Genomic DNA, 16,056 nt, shown 5'->3' on the forward strand with positions numbered 1-16,056 from the left:
CGCTCAGTCGTCTTCGTTGTCGCCGAAGTCGGGGCGGACGTCCCGGGCGGCCATGATCTCGTCGTTGGAGGTGCCGGCGGCGACCATCGGCCACACCATGGCGTCCTCGTGGACGATGAAGTCGACGACGACGGGGCGGTCGTTGATGGAGTTCGCCTCCTCGATCACCTTGTCCAGCTCGTCCGGCGACTCGCAGCGCAGGCCGACACAGCCCATGGCCTCGGCGAGCTTGACGAAGTCCGGCACGCGCGTGCCCTTGGCCTGCGGGTTGACGTCGTCCGGGCCGGAGTGCAGCACGGTGTTGGAGTAGCGCTGGTTGTAGAACAGGGTCTGCCACTGGCGGACCATCCCGAGGGCGCCGTTGTTGATGATGGCGACCTTGATCGGGATGTTGTTCAGGGCGCAGGTGGTGAGTTCCTGGTTGGTCATCTGGAAGCAGCCGTCGCCGTCGATCGCCCAGACCGTCCGGTCCGGGACGCCGGCCTTGGCGCCCATGGCGGCCGGCACCGCGTAGCCCATGGTCCCGGCGCCGCCGGAGTTCAGCCAGGTGGCGGGCTTCTCGTACTGGACGAAGTGCGCGGCCCACATCTGGTGCTGGCCGACGCCCGCCGCGAAGACGGTGCCCTCGGGGGCGAGCCGCCCGATGCGCTCGATGACCTGCTGCGGGGAGAGCGAGCCGTCCTGGGGCAGGTCGTAGCCGAGCGGATAGGTGTCGCGCCAGCGGCTGAGGTCGTTCCACCAGGCGGTGTAGTCGCCCTGGTGGCCCTCGGCGTGCTCCTTCTGGACGGCCTGGACGAGGTCGGCGATGACCTCGCGCGCGTCACCGACGATCGGCACGTCGGCGGCGCGGTTCTTGCCGATCTCGGCGGGGTCGATGTCGGCGTGGACGATCTTGGCGTACGGGGCGAAGCTGTCCAGCTTGCCGGTGACGCGGTCGTCGAAGCGGGCTCCGAGGGCGACGATCAGGTCGGCCTTCTGCAGCGCGGTGACGGCGGTGACCGAACCGTGCATGCCCGGCATCCCCACGTGCAGCGGGTGGCTGTCGGGGAATGCGCCGAGCGCCATCAGGGTGGTGGTGACGGGCGCTCCGGTGAGTTCCGCGAGGACCTTCAGCTCGGCGGTGGCGCCGGCCTTGATGACGCCGCCGCCGACGTAGAGGACGGGGCGCTTCGCGGAGGTGATGAGCTTGGCGGCCTCCCGGATCTGCTTGGCGTGCGGCTTGGTGACGGGCCGGTAGCCGGGCAGGTCCATGACGGGCGGCCAGGTGAAGGTGGTCTTCGCCTGGAGGATGTCCTTGGGGATGTCGACCAGGACCGGTCCCGGGCGGCCGGTGGAGGCGATGTGGAACGCCTGCGCGATCGTCCGGGGGATGTCCTCCGCCTTGGTGACGAGGAAGCTGTGCTTGGTGATCGGCATGGTGATGCCGACGATGTCCGCCTCCTGGAAGGCGTCGGTGCCGATCGCCTTGGAGACGACCTGCCCGGTGATCGCGACGAGCGGCACCGAGTCCATGTGCGCGTCGGCGATCGGCGTGACCAGGTTGGTGGCGCCCGGACCGGACGTCGCCATGCACACCCCGACCTTGCCGGTGGCCTGCGCGTACCCCGTGGCCGCGTGGCCGGCGCCCTGCTCGTGGCGGACCAGCACGTGGCGGACGCGCGTGGAGTCCATCAGGGGGTCGTACGCCGGCAGGATGGTGCCCCCGGGGATGCCGAACACGGTGTCGGCGCCGACCTCCTCGAGCGAGCGGATGAGGGACTGCGCACCCGTGACGTGCTCGGGCATGGACTGCTGTCCTCCGGATCGGGGCCGGGGCTGTGGGTGAGCCCCGGAGGCCTGCTCGGTCATCGGCATTCTCTTCTCGATGCTGAGGGTTTTTGCGAGGTTTGGGCGGAGTTTCGGCGTTGCACCACAGGTGCTGGTGCAACAAAAAACCCCTCGTGCCATAAGGCAAGCGAGGGGAGCGCGCCGGGTGTGGGTCGCTGGGATTCCGGGTCGGTCCGGACGTCACCAGCTTCAGCCGACGCGCTTTCCAAGTACGAGAATTCGGGTGCGCATGGCACTGACCCTCCCCCCGGCGCGCACCCGGTGTCAAGTGGGTGGGACGGGAGTCTCATTATGTGAACGCAGGCCCGTCCCACCGCCGAGGACGGCGGGCACCCCTCCGGCGTACCGGCCCGTACCCCGTTCGGCGGGCTCCCGCGCGCCACCCACGAACGCGGGTTCGACGGGGCCGTTCGGCACCGGGTAGTGGCCGGCGGTGAGCGCCCGGCGCAGCCGGTACTCGTCCAGCGGACCGGAGAAGGCCATGCCCTGTCCATGGGTGCAGCCCATGGAGCGCAGGGCGACGACCTGCTCGGGGAGGTCCACGCCGTCGGCCACGGACTGGAGCCCGAGGTCGCTCGCGATCCGCAGCAGCCCACCGGTGATCTTGTGCAGTCGGGCGGACTCGACGACGCCCTCGACCAGGCCCCGGTCGAGCTTGAGCACGTCGACGGGGAGCCGGCGCAGGGCGGTGATGGCCGCGTATCCGCTGCCGAAGCCGTCCAGGGCGATCCGGACGCCGAGCCGGCGCAGCCCGCTGAGCCGGCGCTCCAGCTCGTCCAGCGGGATCCGCGGGTCGAGATCGGCCAGCTCGACGACGAGCGACCCGGACGGCAGCCCGTACCGCGTCAGAAGCGTCTCCACGGAGCCGAGCGGCATCGACCGGTCGAGCAGCCGGCGCGCGCCCACCCGTACGGCGACGGGGACCGCGTGGCCGGTCGCGGTGCGCTCGGCGGCCTGCTCGACGGCCTCCTCCAGCATCCAGCGGCCCAGCTCGGCGGTCTTGTCGCTGTCCTCGGCCACCCGCAGGAACTCGGCGGGCGTGAACAGCACCCCCTGCGAGGACCGCCAGCGCGCCTGCGTGGCGACCGACGCGATCCGGCCGGTCTCCAGGCACACCACCGGCTGGTGCAGCAGCGCGAACTCGCCGTCGTGCAGCGCGGCCCGCAGACGCGTGGCCAGCTCCGCCTTGCGGACGACGTCCTGCTGCATCTGCGGCTTGTACAGCTCGACGCGCCCCTTGCCGCCCGCCTTGGCCCGGTACATGGCCAGGTCGGCGTTGCGCAGCAACTCCCCGGCGCCCAGGCCCGGTTCGGCGAAGGCGACGCCGATGGAGGCGTTGACGCGGACATCGTTGCCGTCGATGAGGTAGGGCTGGGACAGCGTCACCCTGAGGCGGTCGGCGAGCTCCAGGATGTGCCGTTCCCGGGCGGCGCGGTCGCGGGTGCCGTCTCCGGTGATCAGGGCCGCGAACTCGTCGCCGCCCAGCCGCGAGGCGATGTCCCCGCCGCGGACCGCGTCCTGGAGTCTGCGGGCGGCCTGGACGAGCAGCTCGTCCCCGGCCTGGTGTCCGATCGTGTCGTTGACGCCCTTGAAGCCGTCGAGGTCGATGAAGAGCACGGCCGTGTTGCGCAGGGCGACGCCCCGGTCGGTGGCGCGGCGGCCGGACAGGGCCTGCTGCACACGCTTGGTGAACAGGGCGCGGTTGGGCAGGTCGGTGAGCGGGTCGTGCTCGGCGTTGTGCTGTAGCTGGGCCTGCAGACGGACCCGCTCGGTGACGTCCCGGCTGTTGAAGATCAGGCCGCCGTGGTGCCGGTTGACCGTCGACTCGACGTTGAGCCACCCGCCGTCGCCGGAGCGGAACCGGCACTCGATGCGCGTGGTGGGTTCCTCCAGCGGGCTCGCGGCGAGGAAGCGGCGCACCTCGTGCACCACGCAGCCCAGGTCCTCCGGGTGGATGAGTCCGGCCAGCTCCGAACCGACCAGCTCCTCGGCGGAGCGGCCGTAGACCCCGGCGGCGGCCGGGGAGACGTACCGCAGGACGCCGTTGGGCGCGGCGATCATGATGACGTCGCTGGAGCCCTGCACCAGGGAGCGGAAGTGGTTCTCCTTCTGGGCGAGTTCCTGGGTGAGGGTGATGTTGTCGAGCAGCATGATGCCCTGGCGCACGACGAGGGCGAGCACCACGGTGCCGCCGGTGATCAGCACGACGTGGTCGACGCTGCGGCCGTTGAGGACGTTGTACAGGATGCCCAGGGTGCAGACGGCGGCGGCGAGGTAGGGCGTGAGCGCGGCCAGGGAGCCGGCGATGGGCCGGGTGAGCGGGTACCGGGGCTGGTCGCCCGGCTGCGGGGCCGGCGGCGGGGCGGGGTGGTGGTGGCCGGCGCCGCGCTGTCCCGGCAGATGCTCGTGGACCACGCGGGAGTGCCCGGCGCCGTCCTTGCGACCCGCGTCGGCGGCTCCGCGCCGGGGTGCCGCCCAGGGCGCGTAGGCGAGGAGCAGGGAGCCCGCGAACCATCCGGCGTCGAGCAACTGGCCCGACTGGTACGAGTGGTGGAGCAGCGGCGAGGTGAACAGCGCGTCGCACATCACGGTCAGGGCGAGCGCGCCGATCGCGGTGTTGATCGCGGTGCGGTTGGTCGAGGAGCGCCGGAAGTGCAGGGCGAGCACCATGCTGACCAAGGCGATGTCCAGCAGCGGGTAGGCGAGCGAGAGCGCGGTGTGCGCGACGCTGGGCCCCTCGGACTTGGCGGCCTGGGCGAGGGCGAGGCTCCAGGCCAGCGTCAGCAGCGAGCCGCCGATCAGCCAGGCGTCCAGCCCCAGGCAGACCCAGCCGGCCTTGGTCACGGGCCGTTTGGCGAGCACCAGGAGGCCGACGATGGCAGGCGGCGCGAAGCACAGGAAGAACGCGTCGGCGTACGAGGGGCTCGGCACGGACCGCTCGAGGACGACCTCGTACCACCCCCAGACCAGGTTGCCGAGGGCGGCCATCGCCGAGGAGAGCGCGAACAGCAGCCAGGCGGGCCGGAAGCGGATGCGGCGGCTGCGGGCGTAGCGGAAGCAGGAGACGGCGGCCACCGCGGCGGCCGCGGCCAGTCCGAAGTCGCCCATGATCAGGGCGAGTCGGTCCGAGCCCCAGCCGACCGCGGACCCGACGGCATAGGCCGCGCACACCAGGGCCAGCACGCACTGCTGGGCGAGAGCGGAGCCGCCGAGCAGCGGGCTCGGCAGGGTCAGCCGCGGTGTGCGCCGGTCCCGCACTCCGTCGACGCGCGTCGGGGAGGGCGGTGGCGAGCTCACCGGTCCCTCCCGGTGCGCGCCGCTCGTGGGTCCCGCGGGTCCCGGTGGGCCGGGCGGGTCTGCCGCCTCCGGCCGCCGGGCCCGCGTGGATGCTGGCCGTGACGGCAGCCGTGACCGGCTTGGTGGCCGCGTCCGCGGGCGGCCGTCCGCCAGGGTCGCCGTCGGCGGCCCCGCAGCGTCGGATCGATCGTCCATAGGCCGTGCATCGCCCGTCGCCCCCCTCACACATCTGGTCTGTCCGTCCCCGGCGCCGAACGGTGCGCGGCGCAGCCCCTGTCCGGACGATACACCAGTCTCGTCACTCAGGGACATAGCATCTCTACTCTCCGTGACGACCAGCGCATATGCGCGTACGGACCGCTTCCGAAGGGTTGCGGACGGTACTCGAAGCGGATTTCCGGCGTGTTGCGTGGCGGCGAGCGCGTCACCCCGCGCGCGGTCGGCCGGTGGGCGTCACGCGCGGTTCGCGCCCGTCGTAAGGATCACGTTGCGCAAGGGCTCCCGGTTCACCCAACGAGTCAACTGGTCCACCAGCAACCGCTTCGCGCGCGGCAGGAACGCGGACGTGGGTCCGCCGACGTGCGGGCTGACCAGTACGCCGGGGGCCCGCCACAGGGGGTGCGCCGGCGGGAGCGGCTCGGGGTCGGTGACGTCCAGGGCCGCCGTGATGCGGCCGGTCTCCACCTCCGCGAGCAGGGCCTTCGTGTCCACGACGCCGCCGCGGGCGACGTTGACCAGGAGCGCGCCGTCCTTCATACGGGCGAGGAAACCGGCGTCGACCAGGTGCCGGGTCGCCTCCGTGAGGGGCGTGGAGAGGATGACGACGTCCGCGTCGGGGAGCAGGGCGGACAGATCGGTGAGTGGGTGCACGGGGCCGCGCGCCGTGGTGCGCGCCGAGCGCGCGACGCGCGCCACCCGCGCCACCTCGAAGGGGACGAGCCGGTCCTCGATGGCGGCGCCGATCGAGCCGTATCCCACGATGAGGACGTTCTTGTCGGCGAGCGCCGGCCGGAAGCCGCCGCGCCACTCCCCCTTGTCCTGGGCCCGTACGAAGTCCGGGATGCCGCGCAGGGACGCGAGGATCAGCGTGAGCGTGAGTTCGGAGGTGCTCGCCTCGTGCACCCCGCGCGCGTTGCACAGCCGCACGCCGGGCCGCAGGTGCTTGAGGCCCGGCTCCACGTGGTCGGTGCCCGCGGACAGCGTCTGCACGACCTGCAGGGCGGTCATCCCGGGCAGGGGGCGCTGACCGACCTCCGGCGCCTTCATATAGGGCACGACGTAGAACGCGCACTCCGCGGGATCGGCGGGATAGTCCTCGCCGCCGTCCCAGAAGCGGTACGCCGGACCTGCGGGAAGGCCGTCGATCTCGTCCGGCCGGAGCGGGAGCCACACGTCATCAGTCATGCCTGGAGGCTATGTCAGGCGAACTGGTGTGCAGAGGTTAGGTTGGGGTGCCGGAAGAGGGAGGGTTACGGCCAGGTGGAGCGCAGGACGATCGGCGCGGGCGCACTCGCGGTGGGAGCCGTCGGCCTCGGCTGCATGCCGATGAGCTGGGCCTACAGCTCGTCGCGGCAGCGGGGCGAGGAGTCGGTGCGAGCGGTGCACCGCGCGCTCGATCTGGGCACGACGCTGCTGGACACCGCCGACATGTACGGCCCGTTCACCAACGAGCTGCTGGTGGGGCGGGTGTTGAAGGAGCGGCGGCCGGACGCCTTCGTGTCGACCAAGGTCGGCCTGCTGGTCGGCGAGCAGCACATCGTGGCCAACGGCCGCCCCGGCTATGTGAGACGGGCGTGCGACGCCTCGCTGCGCCGGCTGCAGACCGACGTCATCGATCTGTACCAACTGCACCGCGCCGACCCGGAGGTGCCCGTCGAGGAGACGTGGGGCGCGATGGCCGAGCTGGTCCAGGCCGGCAAGGTGCGGGCGCTGGGGTTGTGCGCGGTCGGCGCCCGCGGCGGACGGCGATCCGGCGCACGCCTGCACGACGCCACGATCCGCCAGCTCCAGCGGGTGCAGCAGGTCTTCCCGGTGAGCGCGGTGCAGGCCGAGCTGTCGGTGTGGTCGCCCGAGGCCCTGGAGACGCTGCTGCCGTGGTGCGAGGCCCGCGGGGTCGGCTTCCTGGCGGCGATGCCGCTCGGCAACGGCTTCCTGACCGGCACCCTCACCCCGGGCCAGGGCTTCGAGCCCGACGACGTGCGCGCCCGGCATCCCCGCTTCACCGCCGAGATGATGGCGGCGAACCAGCCGATCGTGGTGGGGCTGCGCCGGATCGCCGCCCGGCACGGCGACGGGGTGACTCCGGCGCAGGTGGCGCTCGCGTGGGTGCTGGCGCAGGGGCGGCACGTGGTGCCGGTGCCGGGCGCCAAGCGGGAGCGCTGGGTGACGGAGAACGCGCGGGCCGAGGGGCTGCGGCTGACGAGCGAGGACCTGGCCGAGGTGGCGGAGCTGCCCCGGGCACGGGGATCCTGGGACTGACGGCGGGGCCGCCCCGGCGGGCCGACCCCGGACCCGTGACCGACGATCGTGACCGGTCCCAGGAGATCGGGAACCCGTCGGGCTCGGGCGGTGTATGAAGAGTGAGACCCGCCGCGTCGAAGGGACCGTGATCGTGCAACGTCGAGCCGTGCCGGCCGTGTTGGCCGCCGCCGCACTCCTGCTGACGGCCGGATGCTCGTCCGGCGACGGTGACGCGCCGGAGAAGAACGGAGGCGCGCGCCCGAGCGCCACCGCCGGCTCCGAGGCGCCGCCGAGCGCCCGGGCGACCGCGACCCCGCCCGCGAAGGGCACGGTCTCCGTGGTGCGCACGGTCGCCGAGGGCCTGAAGACCCCCTGGGGTCTCGCCCCGATCCCGGGCGGCGATCTGCTGGTGTCCTCCCGTGACGACGCCACGATCATCCGGGTCGACCCGGATACGGGGAAGAAGACCGAGCTGGGCGAGGTGCCCGGGGTGTCGGCGGCCGGCGAGGGCGGGCTGCTGGGGATAGCGCTGTCCCCGGACTTCGCCGCGGACCGCATGATCTACGCCTACTTCACCTCCGCCTCGGACAACCGCATCGTGCGGATGCTCTACGACGCGAAGCGGCCCGCCGGCGAGCAGCTGGGCGCCCCGGACACGGTCTTCAAGGGCATACCGAAGGGCTACATCCACAACGGCGGGCGGATCGGCTTCGGCCCGGACCGCATGCTGTACGCGGGCACCGGCGAGAGCGGCGACACCGGGCTGTCCCAGGACAAGAAGTCCCTGGGCGGCAAGATCCTGCGGATGACGCCCGAGGGCGAGCCCGCGCCGGGCAACCCGTTCCCGGACTCCCCGGTGTACTCCTACGGCCACCGCAATGTGCAGGGCCTGGCCTGGGACCGGGAACAGCGGCTGTTCGCCTCGGAGTTCGGCCAGGACACCTGGGACGAGCTGAACGCGATCAAGCCCGGCGACAACTACGGCTGGCCCGAGGCCGAGGGCAGGACCGACGACAAGGACTTCCACGGTCCGCTGGCCCAGTGGGCGACCGACGACGCCTCTCCCAGCGGGCTCGCCCACGCCAAGGGCTCTCTGTGGATGGCAGGGCTGAAGGGCCGCACGCTGTGGCGCGTCCCGCTCGACGGCGTCAAGGCGTCGGCCGACCCCCAGCCCTTCCTGAAGGGCGAGTACGGCCGGCTGCGGACGGTCGTGGCGGCGGGCGGCGACCGGCTGTGGCTGGTGACGAGCAACACCGACGGAAGGGGCGACCCCAAGACCGGCGACGACCGCATTCTGGAGCTCAAGGTGAGCTGAGGCGGCTGTCCTCCTCGCCGTCCTCGTCGTCCTCCTCGGGGGGCGCCGGCTCGGTACGCCGTACGACGACCTTTCCGGAGGCGAGGTCTATCGGCCCGCGTCCGGGGTCGCTGTCCCCGACGTCCTCGCGGGTCAGTTCCAGGCGCTTCTGTTCGTCGTGCTCGTGCTTGCGGCCCGGCGCGAAGAGCTCTTCGAACGCGTTGAACACGGGACCTCCTCCGACCGGCGTCCCTTGCAGCGTATGCCTCAGCCGCGCGATCCGGAGGTGAGTGTCTCCACCGGGAAGAGCCCCATCCGGTGCGCCACCGCGGCCGCCTCGCCCCGGCCGGAGACGCCGAGCTTGCCGAGGATGTTCGACACATGGACGCTCGCGGTCTTCGGGGAGATGAAGAGCTCCTCGGCGATCTGGCGGTTGGTGCGGCCCACGGAGACCAGGCGCAGCACATCGCGCTCGCGGCTGGTGAGGCCGAGGGTGTCGGCCGGGTCGGCGGGGGGCGGGGCCGTGGTGAGGCTGAGGCGGGCCCGCTGGGCCAGCAGGGCCGTGGCGTCGGCGAGTGGACGGGCGCCCAGGTGGACGGCGGTGGCCCGGGTCAGCCGGAGCAGTTCGGTGGCGCGGGCGCGCTCGTCGTCGCCGCCCTCGGTCAGCAGGGCCTCGGCCAGGCGGTGGCGGACCCGGGCGAGGTCGTAGGGGCGTGCCAGGGACTCGAAGGCGGTGACCACGTCGGACCAGGTGCCGGCGTCGGTGCGGTCCTCGGCCCGGTCGAGCTCGGCGCGGGTCCACCGCTCGTAGGCCCGCCAAACGGGCGCGCCCGTGGCGAGGGTGCGGACGGCCTCGAAGAGCCGCCCCAGGAAGGCCGTGCGTCCGTCGCGTCCGCCGGGCGACGGGAGGGCGCGGGCGTCGGACTCGGCGACGGCGGCGTCCAGCAGCAGGGGCCAGACGTAGCGCTGGGTGCCGGGCGGGAAGCCGGCGTCGAGGACGCGGTCGGCCTCGGCGCGGGCGTCGAGGAGGCGGCCCTCGGCGGCGGCTGTCCCGAGGGCGAGGCGCGACATGGGCAGGTTGTGCTGCGGCATCGGGTCGTGGGTGCCGTAGGAGGCGCGCGCGGCGGCGAGGTGGCGGGCGGCCTCGGCGGTCTCGCCCCGGTCGAGCGCGAGCTGGGCGAGGCGTGCGGCGGCGCCCCCGCGCGGCTTGGCGGACTGGCTGGTGCGCTGGGCGCCGACGGCGGCCTCGGCCGCCTCGTCCCAGCGGCCGAGGGAGACCAGGGACTCGGCGAGGTTCACCCACACCCAGGCCTCGGAGTCGCGCAGGCCCCACTCCTGGGTGAGCCGCAGGCCCTCGCGGAGGATGGCGACGGCCTCCGCCGAGCGGCCGACGCCTTCCAGAGCGGACGGCAGGTTCACATGGCTGCGGCCCACCACGGAGACGAGGCCGCGTTCCAGGACCGCTTCCTTGACCTCGTACATCTGGTCGAGGCCGGCGCCGTCCCCGGCCTCGACCATGAGTCCGCCGAGGGTCAGGCGGGCGTTCAGCTCGATGTCCTCGGCGCCCACCATGCGCGCGTACTCCACGGCCCGCTCGGCGGCGGACACCGCGTCGGGTCCGGGGTCGCGCAGCATCGACCAGCTGGCGGCGGTGGCGAGCACCTCGGCGTGCACCTCGGACGGCGGCAGGCCGCGGACGAGGTCCTGAGCGGTGCCGATCTCCTTCCAGCCGTCCCCACGGGCCAGGGCCTGCACCAGCCGGGAGCGCTGGATCCAGAACCAGGCGGCGCGCAGCGGGTCGTGCTCCTCCTCGAGCAGGTGCAGAGCCCGCTTGGTGATCTTCAGGGCGCGTTCGCGTTCCCCGCAGCGGCGTCCGGCGACGGCCGCCTCGGCCATCAGGTCGAGGTAGCGCAGCGGGGCGGCGGGCTCGGCGGTGCCGCCGCGCCGCTCGGACAGCGGCGGCGGATAGGCCTCGGTGTAGTCGACGGGGCGCAGGGTGGCGCGGATGTCGGCGGGGGTCGCGTCCCACAGTTCCATCGCGCGTTCCAGCAGCCGGAGTTGCTCCGAGTGGGCGCGCCGGCGGCGGGCGGTGACGGAGGCGTCGAGGACGGCGGGCAGGGCCTTGGCCGGGTCGTTCGCGTGGTACCAGTAGCTGGCCAGCCGCATCACGCGCTCTCCGGCCGGGACGAGCGTCGGGTCGGCTTCGAGGGCTTCGGCGTAGCGGCGGTTGATGCGGGAGCGTTCACCGGGCAGCAGATCGTCGGCGACGGCCTCGCGGACGAGGGAGTGCCGGAAGCGGTAGCCGTCGTCGCCGGGCGCGACGGTGAGGATGCTGGCGTTGACGGCGGCCCGCAGCGCCTCGATCAGATCGTCCTCGGCGAGGTCGGCGACGGCGGCGAGCAGCCGGTACTCGACGGTGGAGCCGCCTTCGGCGACGAGCCGGGCGATCCGCTGGGCGCTCTCGGGCAGCCGTTCGACGCGGACGAGGAGCAGGTCGCGCAGGGAGTCGGTGAGGCCGGTGCAGCCGCCCTCGTGGGTGGCGACGGCGAGTTCCTCGACGAAGAAGGCGTTCCCGTCGGAGCGTTCGAAGATCGCGTCGACGTGGGCCGGGTCGGGTTCACGGGCGAGGATGCCGGCGATCTGGCAGCCGACCTCGTCGCGGGTGAAGCGGCCGAGCTCGATACGGCGGACGGTGCGCAAGCGGTCGAGTTCGGCGAGGAGCGGGCGCAGCGGGTGCCGGCGGTGGATGTCGTCGGAGCGGTAGGTGGCGAGGACGACGAGGCGGCCGGTGCGCAGGGTGCGGAAGAGGTAGGTGAGCAGGTGCCGGGTGGAGGCGTCGGCCCAGTGCAGGTCCTCCAGGGCGACGACGACCGTGCGGTCGGCGGCGAGGCGTTCCAGGAGGCGGGCGGTCAGTTCGAAGAGGCGGGCCATGCCCTCCTCGCCGGAGCGGTCGGCGCCGAGGCCGGCGGGGGTCTCCCCCACCTCGGGCAGCAGGCGCGCCAGCTCGTCCTCCTGTCCGGCGGCGGCCGCGGCGAGTTCCTCGGGCAGTTGGCGGCGCAGGGCGCGCAGGGCGGTGGAGAAGGGGGCGAACGGCAGGCCGTCGGCGCCGATCTCGACGCAGCCGCCGAGGGCCACGACGGCGCCCGCGCGGGCGGCCGCCGTCGCGAACTCCTCGACGAGGCGGGTCTTGCCGACGCCGGCCTCGCCGCCGATGACCAACGCCTGCGGCTCGCCCGTGGTGGCACGGGCCAGCGCGTCGTCCAACGTCTCCAACTCGGTTGTCCGGCCGACGAACACGGGGCTTACGGAGCGGCTCTCCACAGGCCCGAGCATCGCACGCGGCGCGGGCGGCGCGGCACCGGTTTTCGTGGTGCCGGGCCCGCTCCCCGGCGGCCTCACGCGGCGCGTGCGGCTCGCCGGTGGCCGGGGCGGGCGGTATGCGAGGGCGTGTCCTCCGCTTTCCGGGCGGCGCGGCGCTCGGCGCGGCGGACCCGGACGGCCTCCCGGACCAGGCGCTCGTGCTCGGCCTGGCGGATCAGCTCGTCGGTGCGGAGGTGGTGCATCTCGTGGTCGAACATGGTGTCCCCCTGGTGGATCCGGGCTGTCATCGCTTTCTGCGATGCCTCCACCTTCGTCTCCCAGGGAGGTCCGCCACATCGGGAGAGTGCCGCATCTTGCCGGCCGGGCGGGTGCCTTAGAGACGGCGAAGGGGCCTCAGGCCGCCCTCTAAGGTGCTTACGGCGGCCCTGAGGCCCCTTCGATCCGCGGTGGCTCAGCCCGCCGAGGGCAGGCCGAGCAGCGCGTCGGTGTACTTGAGGACGGCCAGGAGCAGACCGATGACGCCGAGGGCGACTCCGCCCCAGGCGACGGACTTGATCCAGGCGGGCTGCGGCGCGCCGGGGGCCCCGAACGCGGGCCGGGCGAGCACCACGACACCGACGATCAGCGCGACCACCGCGAACAGGCCGGCGACCAGCGCGGAGGTCTGCCAGGCGTCGCCGTAGACCGCCTTGATCTGCGTGGCCACGTTCGCCTGGGACGACGTCTCCAGCTGGCCGATGAGCGTCTCGCGGGCGGCGGCGACCGTGCCGATCCAGCCGCCGGTCAGGGACACGAGGCCGAGCGCGGCGGAGACCACCGCGGCGGCGCCCTGGCCGACGAAGGAGGGTGCCGCTTCCGTCGCCTCGGCGGCCACCTCCTCGGGCTCGTCCCCGGCGGCGGCGTCGGCCTGGGCCTCGGCAGCCTCGGTGGCGTCCACGGTCTCGTCGTCGGCCTTGGCCGCGGTCACGGTCTCGTCCACTGTCTTCGTTCCCATGTCCGGCACGGTACGGATGCTTCCTGAGAGGTGTCTTAATGATCGCTGTGCGCGGCACGCGCGCGTGCTTCGCGCCACTCCGGGGCGAGGACCGACCAGATCTCCAGGTCGTGGCGGACCCCACCGTGGAGGTGGGCCTCGCGGCGCACGCCGTCCCGGGTCATGCCGAGGCGGCGGGCGACGTCCAGGCTGGCGGTGTTGCCGGCGGCGGCGACCCATTCGACGCGGTGGATGCCGCGCTCCTCGACGGCCCAGTCGATGAGCACGCGCATGGCCCGCGTGACGAGGCCGCGCCCGGTCGCGGCGGGCTCCAGCCAGCAGCCGACCTCGCAGGTGCCGGCCGCGGCGTCGAAGTGCAGGGTGAGGACGCCGCCGACGAGCTTCCCGTCCAGCCAGATGCCGTGGTACGAGGCACTGTCCGCGGCGCGCAGGTCGGCGTACCGCTGGAGCGTGTCACGGGCGGACGCCGGGTCGGTGACGGCCGAGCCGAACGGGATGAACCGTCCGATGAACTCCCGGCCGCGCTCCAGATGGGCCAGGAACGCGTCGGCGTGCCACGGCTCCAGCGGCCTCAGCTCGGCTCCGTCGTCACCCAGGGATATCGCGTACATCGTCCCTCTGCTCCTTCTCGAGTTCCGCCACGACGTCGGTGAGCCTCTCATGGGCGGCCCGGCACTCGGGCGGCTCGATGCTGATGCGGGGCATGCGCTGGTCGAGCCAGCGGGGCAGCCACCAGTTGGCGCCGCCGAGCAGGTGCATGAGGGCGGGGACGAGGAGGGTGCGCAGGACGAACGCGTCCAGGGCGACGGCCGCCGCCAGGGCGATGCCGAACATGGCGATCACGCGGTCGCCGCTGAGGACGAAGGCGAGGAACACGGAGATCATGATGACGGCGGCGGAGTTGATCACCCGGCTGGTCTCGGCGAGGCCGACGCGTACGGCCCGCCGGTTGTCGCCGGTCTCCAGCCACTCCTCGTACATCCGGCTGACCAGGAAGACCTGGTAGTCCATGGAGAGCCCGAAGAGCACGGACACCATGATCACGGGGAGGAAGGGCTCGATCGGCCCGGCCCTGCCCAGCCCCAGCAGCTCGCTCCCCCAGCCCCACTGGAACACGGCCACGACGACGCCGAACGCGGCGGCCACGGCGGCCACGTTCATCACGGCGGCCTTCAGCGGGATGCCGAGGGAGCGGAAGGCGAACAGGAGCAGCAGACAGCCGAGGCCGATGACGGCGCCGACGAAGAGGGGCAGCTTGCCGACGATCACGTCGGCGAAGTCGTCGTACCCGGCCGTCATGCCGCCGACGTGCACGTCGAGGGAGGTGCCGGTCTCCGCGCGCGGCAGGACGTCGTCGCGCAGCCGGTCCACGAGGTCGCTGGTCCGGTGGGACTGCGGGGACGACTCCGGGACCACGGTGAGGTAGGCGGTGTCGCTGCGCGCGTTGTACGTCACCGGGGTCACCGAGGCGACGCCCCCGGTGGCGCGCAGGGTGGCGTCCAGGTTGTCCAGGGCCAGCTTGTCCTCGGCGCCGCCGACCCGGGTGACGAGGGTGAGCGGCCCGTTGACGCCGGGCCCGAAGCCGTCGGCGAGGAGGTCGTAGGCCTGGCGGGTGGTGGAGCCGGCCGGGTTGTTGCCCTGGTCGGAGGTGCCGAGGCGCAGCCCCAGGGTGGGCAGGGCGAGGACGGTGATGACGGCGAGGGCGATCGCGCCGAGGGCCTTGGGGTGGCGCTCCACGAAGGCGGACCAGCGGGCGGCGAGGCCGGTGGGCAGTTCGGGCTGGGGGCCGTGCTCGGCCAGGCGGCGCCGCTCGCGGCGGCTGAGGGCGCGCAGGCCGATGAGGGACAGCAGGGCGGGCAGCAGGGTCACGGAGGCGGCGACGGTGAGGACCACGGTCAGCGAGGCGGCGATCGCCACGCCGTTGAGGAAGCTGAGCCGCAGGATGAGCATGCCGAGTAGGGCAATGCACACGGTTGCGCCCGCGAACACCACCGCGCGCCCGGTGGTGGCCACCGCGTTGGTGATCGACTCGGCCACGGGCAGGCCGCGTTTGAGGCCGCGGCGGTGTCTGGTGACGATGAACAGGGCGTAGTCGATGCCGACGCCGAGCCCGACGAGCATGCCCAGCATGGGGGCGAAGTCGGCGACCGTCATGGCGTGCCCGAGAAGCGCGATCCCCGCGTAGGCGGTGCCGACGCTCACCAGGGCGGTGGCGATGGGCAGCAGCGAGGCGGCGAGCGAGCCGAAGGCGAGGAAGAGCACGACGGCGGCGACGGCCACGCCGACGATCTCGGCGGTGGGCCCGCCCGGTGACTCGGTGAGGGCGACGGCGGACCCGCCGAGTTCGACCTGGAGCCCGTCGGTCTCCGCGGCCTTGGCGGTGTCCACGACGGCCCGGGCCTCGCCCTTGTCGAGGTGTTCGGCGCCGTCGTGGAAGGTGACGGTGGCGTAGGCGGTGTGCCCGTCCTCGCTGATCCGGGCGGCGCCCTCCTTGCCGTAGGGGCCGTCCACGGACGCGACGCCGGGCAGGTGCGCGATGTCGTCCAGGGTGCGCGTCATGGTCTGCTGGACGGCGCCGGCGCGGACGGTGCCCGACGGGGTGTGCCAGACGACGCTGTCGCTGTCACCGCCGAGGCCGGGGAAGCCCTCCTGCAGCAGCTGGGTGGCACGGCCCGACTCGGTGCCGGGGACCTCGTAGTCGTTGGAGTACGCGGAGCCCGTGACGGCGGCGGCCGCGGTGACCCCGCCGAAGGCGAGGAGCCAGAGCAGTACGGCGACGAGGCGGCGTTGGACACACCAGCGTGCAAGAGCTGCCACGGACGTGCTCCCAGGGGGACGATGTGTGGATCTTTGACCGGGAACA

Annotated in this window: 11 protein-coding genes; 2 read left to right on the top strand and 9 right to left on the bottom strand. The window is 73.2% G+C overall.

Annotation, left to right across the window (positions count from 1 at the left end; all coding sequences use genetic code 11):
* Positions 1-3: 3 nt before the first annotated feature.
* From ACFV46_RS10730 to ACFV46_RS10740, 3 genes are all read right to left on the bottom strand, one after another.
* Positions 4-1,848, bottom strand: coding sequence for an acetolactate synthase large subunit (locus tag ACFV46_RS10730; RefSeq protein ID WP_361933812.1), 1,845 nt, complete (start codon positions 1,846-1,848; stop codon positions 4-6).
* Between the two features lie 243 nt (positions 1,849-2,091).
* Positions 2,092-5,124 carry a putative bifunctional diguanylate cyclase/phosphodiesterase gene (locus tag ACFV46_RS10735; RefSeq protein ID WP_385497769.1) on the bottom strand — a complete coding sequence of 1,011 codons (3,033 nt, stop codon included), beginning with the start codon at positions 5,122-5,124 and terminating at the stop codon, positions 2,092-2,094.
* Between the two features lie 453 nt (positions 5,125-5,577).
* On the bottom strand, positions 5,578-6,528 hold the full coding sequence (locus ACFV46_RS10740; RefSeq protein WP_385497770.1) for a 2-hydroxyacid dehydrogenase: 951 nt from the start codon (positions 6,526-6,528) through the stop codon (positions 5,578-5,580).
* A 75-nt stretch (positions 6,529-6,603) separates the two neighbouring features.
* On the opposite strand from ACFV46_RS10740, the gene ACFV46_RS10745 reads away from it, so the two are divergent.
* A complete protein-coding gene (locus ACFV46_RS10745) occupies positions 6,604-7,602 on the top strand; it encodes an aldo/keto reductase (protein ID WP_361933803.1) in 999 nt (332 codons plus the stop codon).
* A 94-nt stretch (positions 7,603-7,696) separates the two neighbouring features.
* Complete coding sequence (locus tag ACFV46_RS10750; protein ID WP_376727415.1) at positions 7,697-8,899, top strand: PQQ-dependent sugar dehydrogenase; 1,203 nt, start codon at positions 7,697-7,699, stop codon at positions 8,897-8,899.
* Here ACFV46_RS10750 and ACFV46_RS10755 read toward each other — a convergent pair.
* The 6 genes from ACFV46_RS10755 to ACFV46_RS10780 all read right to left on the bottom strand — a co-directional run bounded on the left by ACFV46_RS10755 (position 8,886) and on the right by ACFV46_RS10780 (position 16,010).
* Positions 8,886-9,107 carry a DUF6191 domain-containing protein gene (locus ACFV46_RS10755; RefSeq protein WP_361933798.1) on the bottom strand — a complete coding sequence of 74 codons (222 nt, stop codon included), beginning with the start codon at positions 9,105-9,107 and terminating at the stop codon, positions 8,886-8,888. The two genes, ACFV46_RS10750 and ACFV46_RS10755, sit on opposite strands and share 14 nt — an antisense overlap.
* Positions 9,108-9,145: 38 nt before the next feature.
* Positions 9,146-12,211 (bottom strand): AAA family ATPase, encoded by a 3,066-nt coding sequence (locus ACFV46_RS10760; RefSeq protein ID WP_376727416.1) that lies wholly within the window; start codon positions 12,209-12,211, stop codon positions 9,146-9,148.
* 62 nt (positions 12,212-12,273) lie between these two features.
* On the bottom strand, positions 12,274-12,486 hold the full coding sequence (locus tag ACFV46_RS10765) for a hypothetical protein (RefSeq protein WP_376727417.1): 213 nt from the start codon (positions 12,484-12,486) through the stop codon (positions 12,274-12,276).
* Between the two features lie 164 nt (positions 12,487-12,650).
* Complete coding sequence (locus ACFV46_RS10770; protein ID WP_385497771.1) at positions 12,651-13,193, bottom strand: hypothetical protein; 543 nt, start codon at positions 13,191-13,193, stop codon at positions 12,651-12,653.
* Positions 13,194-13,228: 35 nt separating this feature from the next.
* The gene (locus tag ACFV46_RS10775) at positions 13,229-13,804 is read right to left on the bottom strand and encodes a GNAT family protein (RefSeq protein WP_361933788.1); all 576 of its coding nucleotides are present in this window, start codon (positions 13,802-13,804) and stop codon (positions 13,229-13,231) included.
* Entirely contained in the window at positions 13,782-16,010 is a 2,229-nt protein-coding gene (locus tag ACFV46_RS10780) for an MMPL family transporter (protein WP_385497772.1), read from the bottom strand. Before ACFV46_RS10780 ends, ACFV46_RS10775 begins: the two co-directional genes overlap by 23 nt.
* Positions 16,011-16,056 lie beyond the last annotated feature (46 nt).

The sequence above is a fragment of the Streptomyces sp. NPDC059852 genome, from assembly GCF_042731455.1.
In the GTDB taxonomy this organism is placed as follows: Bacteria; Actinomycetota; Actinomycetes; order Streptomycetales; family Streptomycetaceae; genus Streptomyces.

Bases quoted from the DNA above. Each gene is read 5' to 3' on its own strand.
- ACFV46_RS10730 (WP_361933812.1), bottom strand. From the start codon at position 1,848: ATGACCGAGCAGGCCTCCGGGGCTCACCCACAGCCCCGGCCCCGATCC.
- ACFV46_RS10740 (WP_385497770.1), bottom strand. From the start codon at position 6,528: ATGACTGATGACGTGTGGCTCCCGCTCCGGCCGGACGAGATCGACGGC.
- ACFV46_RS10750 (WP_376727415.1), top strand. From the start codon at position 7,697: ATGAAGAGTGAGACCCGCCGCGTCGAAGGGACCGTGATCGTGCAACGT.
- ACFV46_RS10760 (WP_376727416.1), bottom strand. From the start codon at position 12,211: ATGCTCGGGCCTGTGGAGAGCCGCTCCGTAAGCCCCGTGTTCGTCGGC.
- ACFV46_RS10765 (WP_376727417.1), bottom strand. From the start codon at position 12,486: ATGACAGCCCGGATCCACCAGGGGGACACCATGTTCGACCACGAGATG.
- ACFV46_RS10770 (WP_385497771.1), bottom strand. From the start codon at position 13,193: ATGGGAACGAAGACAGTGGACGAGACCGTGACCGCGGCCAAGGCCGAC.
- ACFV46_RS10775 (WP_361933788.1), bottom strand. From the start codon at position 13,804: ATGTACGCGATATCCCTGGGTGACGACGGAGCCGAGCTGAGGCCGCTG.